The following is a 4380-nucleotide window of genomic DNA, read 5'->3' on the forward strand; positions in this document are numbered from 1 at the left end:
TAATGTTGAGAAAATGTAGGGATATAATTTACCTCTTTTGACAGAGAAGCAATCAAAATATTTTTTGGTTGTTGAGCAAAAAATTCATATACTTCTGGAGATTTACCTTTTTGATAATCAGGGTCAGGAAAATTTTTCCATAAGCTTATATCGCCTATTAGTAAAATTCCTAAAAATCCAATAATAATCAATCCTAAAATTCTTCTATTTTGGCTGGATGACTGTTTGTTTACCAACTGAAAAATTGCATCTAAAGTTATACATAAAACAATGGCAGTTGCTATGGCTAAGACTATCCGAAAACTATGATTTGTGTAACGACTTGGTAAATGTAATTGAAATAATAAAAGATGAGCTGCCACGAATAAAGCAACACCAGCTAACAAAATTTGGGGCAACAATTTAATGTTAGGAGTTATTTGCTTGACCAAAGGTAATTGTCTGAGGAAATTTATTCCATTATCAAGGTTATAGATTTTCCCTTCTTCCTTCTTCCTTCTTCCTTCTTCCTTCTGAAAAAGGTTATAATTTTTCCCTTTTTCCTTCTTCTTTCTTCCTTCTTCCTGCTGCAAAAATATTGGCAAGAATAATCCAATTATTAATATATGAGGCAGAAATAATTTTTTAGGTAGAATTCCACTACGACCACCGAGGATGAAAAAATCCCAGGAATTTTGTAAGAAAAAAACACTTCTACCAGCTTCGCCAAATTCTGGCAAAACTTTTGCTTGGGATGCTGTAATTACAGGTGCGTAATTACTAGAATTTAAAGCATAAAATAAAATTACCAGTAAACTTACTCCTAAACCTACTCCACTAAATATGTAATCCAGTCGATTTTTGCGAAGACAAAACCACCTTTTTTCCCAGTCTAAAAATCTGAAAATTAAAATCAAAGCAGTTAGGATAACGTATTGGGGATAAAATAAACCGAGGAGAGCGATCGCTACCAAAAAAGGAAGTAATGATTTTCGCAACAAATAGTATAGAACTGCCAGAAATAAAGGATATAAAAAAGATCTTGGTGTACTGGAAGCTATGTCATCTTGAAGCCAGAGATTTTGACTTAATAATACTGAGGCAATAAAACCTGCAAAAGGTATTGGCAATATCTCAAAACAAATTCCAAAACAATAGGCAGCAGTTACCAAACTTAACCCTAAAGGTAATAATTTATTCAGAAACATTGGATCTATTCCTACTTGGGAAAATAGCCAATAAAAAGTTTTATAACCCCAGGGTGCGACAGACTGAAAATAATCAGCAATTAAGTCATTCGGAAATAATTCTGGGTCTAAAAAACGACGCATCCAAAAAACGTGCTGTCGTGCATCATCTTGTACTATATATTCCCCACTAAAAGCTTCTTGAAGTGCTAGTAGGCTATACACTGTTGCAAAGGTTAAGCTGAGAATTAGCCAGAATATTTTCTGATTTGCTTTTGGGGTATTTGATGGGATTAAAATTTGTTTAAGATTTTGGATATACATTATTTTTGGTAATGGTTTAGATTCAAAGCGTGCCTTGCTTAGAGCCTGACTCAACCATATTTTTACTATGTTATCGTGATATATGCTAAGTACCTAAACAAAATTTTTTACCTACTTGAATTTAATGTGATGCTAATACCACAAGGAATTAAATGTGACCAAATGTGTAATTAATTTTGTGTACCTCCTTAATTACTTAACTACTAATAGAAAAGTATTTAATATTTACTAAATTTAAATTTCATAGCTTAATTCAGCAATCCTGTATTTTCTAGGGGGTTTTATTTAGATTTGTACCTCTGTAACAACTACATTTTTTATTTGCTAACTCACAGTATACATATACATAAGACCTAGACTTTTCAAAAGTATCTATATATATAGCAGTCCTATTTTATTTGTGTATAAAAACCTTAACCATTTTATTAACTGGGAACACTTAACTGGTAGGAGTTTCAGGTTTTTTATCTACTTTTTGATTTGTCAGAACCTATGGGCGGATTGCTATAGACAATACTCAAAATTATTTCTCTTTAAAATTCAGCGATCAATACCGAACCGATAGCTCACAAACCTAAAAACGTAAATAACTAACAGGAAAAATATATCGAGCTTTAAAAGCTTTGAAAAATATGCAACTACTAACCAAGACCGATCAATTTTCTCATCTTTTAGATAGAAAGTCAGATTTATTTGGATGTGTGCGTATAGGTAATGGAAATGTAGCTTCATGGCATGAAAAAAAATTAAGCGATATTGGAATTCAGACTCTAGGAATTATCGATTCAAATTCAGTTAAACAACAAGAGGCATTTAAGAGAAGAATAAATGTATTTTCATCTTTTGTAAAAGCAGCAGAAACACATCCGCTATTCTGGGATATTTGTCCTCCTACTGATACTCATGTTGAAGTTATTAGGAATATTATAGAAATTGATAATGAGGCTAATATTATTGTAGAAAAACCTATTTGCAATTACGAAGAAATTCAAACATTGTGTGAATTATTAAAAGGATTTCAAGGAAAGCTTGTTGTTAATGAAAACTATATAGCATCATCAGTAACTCAGAAGATTAAAGAAGTAATTATTTCTCTGAAAATTACTCCACATAGAGTTGTCTCAGAAATGACAAAAAATCGCATAAATGATTTGATTAGTGGTCGATTTGTAGATGATAAACTTTATGCTTTTGGCTATGAAGGTTCACATATAGTTGCAAATGTTATGGCTCTGGGAAAAGAATATTTTCCTCAGAAAATTGGCAAGATATTTTATCAAGATATAGATATAAATATTAACGATAAAAATTACTTTTTGCCCAAGCAAGGAATGGTAGAAAAACATTATACGGCAGTTAATGGTGCAGAAGTTTTTTTATATACTTCTATGGCAGGAAAGATAAAATATTTTTATCCAGGATACTCTCTAAAATACTTTCATAGAGCTCCTGAAAAGGAAAATATTCGGTATCGTGTATTAGCTGTAGAAGATCATAAAAAAGGCATAACTGTAGCTGGATTTTATGAGCCAATTATTGGTCAAAACCGAGGAGAAGGAAGAATTGTAGTTTACCAGGATGGCATTGTACAAAAAATTATCTCCTCTATAGCTGATGATACAATGGGTATATCCATGAAAAATGCCGTAGAATATTTTCAGGGGAAAAAAAATAATCCTTGTTCCGCAACAACAACTATTCAAATAGTAGAATTTATGAATTTATGGGATTAGTTATTTCAGTTATCAGTTATCAGTTATCAGTACCTATGCAATAAGGAGGCTTGAGCATTTTTTGAATTGTTATGACATCAGGAATATTCTCTTTTTTATCCCCTTAAAAGGAGAGGCTTTAGACCACAATATTTCGGTAAAAAAAATGAAACTAAACAGTAAAAAAGTCAGCATTCCGCTATCAGCTATTTTTTTAGATAAAAGCTTGATTAATTAAGTCAGAATTAAATCTGACTACAAAAGCTGACCTTAAAGTCTATATTAATTTAAACCCTCTCCTTAAGGTTGGGATATCATTGCTGAGAATTAACAGCTAATAACTGAATGCTTATGTAAAAAAATGGAGGTTTTAAATTAAATGATACTTTCTACTGATAATATTCCCCAGGTCAGAGGACACTGTGGCACTATTAGAAAACTTGTATCAGAAGGACCCGCTAAACTCGTACATCTTTTTGTAGACAAAGCAGAAAAGCATTATCACAAAAAGACTACAGAATATTATTATGTACTTGACGGAACAGGACACATATCTCTTGACGATCGGATAGAACCTATTAAAAAAGGTGATGTTATTAAAATAGAACCGGGAGTAAAGCATCAGGCAATTGAAGGTGAGACTCCTTTGGAAATTCTTGTAATTGAAGTACCTCCTGCTGAAGGTGACTGTTTTTTGTGTAAATAAATAAGTCAAAATCAATGGCTATCTCCAGAAAAGAGGGATTAGGTCGGAGGGGAAAAAGATTGTTGTTAGGTTTCATCCCTCAACCCAACCGACACTTGTTTCACCATTTAAGGTATCTCCAGAAAAGAGGTTAGATTTTTCCCATCATCAAATCTTTCCATCTATCCCTCTTCATTCAGTACAAACATTTTCATTTTCTGAAGCTCCTAAAAAAAACGCGCGCCAAGAGATTTTCGGTTGCATCCTCACCAAAATTGTGATATTGTAAAGTTTAACTGGGCTAACTTGCCCATATATATGATTTTTTAGTCAACTAATGATAGCATCGTTTCTCACCGATCGATCGGGTTGCAGAAATGATTTGCGAAAAAACAAAATATTACAACCTATTTAGGCCACATCTTAACTCATGTCATACAAATATACATAAGACCCAGGCTTTTCAAAAGTATCTATTCTAATGCCAATTTCA

Annotated in this window: 3 protein-coding genes; 2 read left to right on the top strand and 1 reads right to left on the bottom strand. The window is 32.4% G+C overall.

The window, feature by feature from the left end; genetic code table 11:
• Positions 1–1490, bottom strand: a 1490-nt coding sequence (locus F6K22_RS33450; RefSeq protein ID WP_293108290.1) for a hypothetical protein, incomplete at its 3' end; no start/stop codon positions are given.
• Positions 1491–2122: 632 nt separating this feature from the next.
• Here F6K22_RS33450 and F6K22_RS33455 point away from each other — a divergent pair.
• Both F6K22_RS33455 and F6K22_RS33460 read left to right on the top strand, forming a co-directional pair.
• Positions 2123–3223, top strand: a complete 1101-nt coding sequence (locus F6K22_RS33455) for a Gfo/Idh/MocA family oxidoreductase (protein WP_293108293.1) — start codon at positions 2123–2125, stop codon at positions 3221–3223.
• Between the two features lie 358 nt (positions 3224–3581).
• Entirely contained in the window at positions 3582–3908 is a 327-nt protein-coding gene (locus tag F6K22_RS33460) for a cupin domain-containing protein (RefSeq protein ID WP_293108296.1), read from the top strand.
• Positions 3909–4380 lie beyond the last annotated feature (472 nt).

The sequence above is a fragment of the Okeania sp. SIO2F4 genome, assembly GCF_010672385.1.
In the GTDB taxonomy this organism is placed as follows: Bacteria; Cyanobacteriota; Cyanobacteriia; order Cyanobacteriales; family Microcoleaceae; genus Trichodesmium.

Excerpts from the sequence above, each read along its gene's own strand:
- F6K22_RS33455 (WP_293108293.1), top strand. The coding sequence starts at position 2,123 with ATGCAACTACTAACCAAGACCGATCAATTTTCTCATCTTTTAGATAGA.
- F6K22_RS33460 (WP_293108296.1), top strand. The coding sequence starts at position 3,582 with ATGATACTTTCTACTGATAATATTCCCCAGGTCAGAGGACACTGTGGC.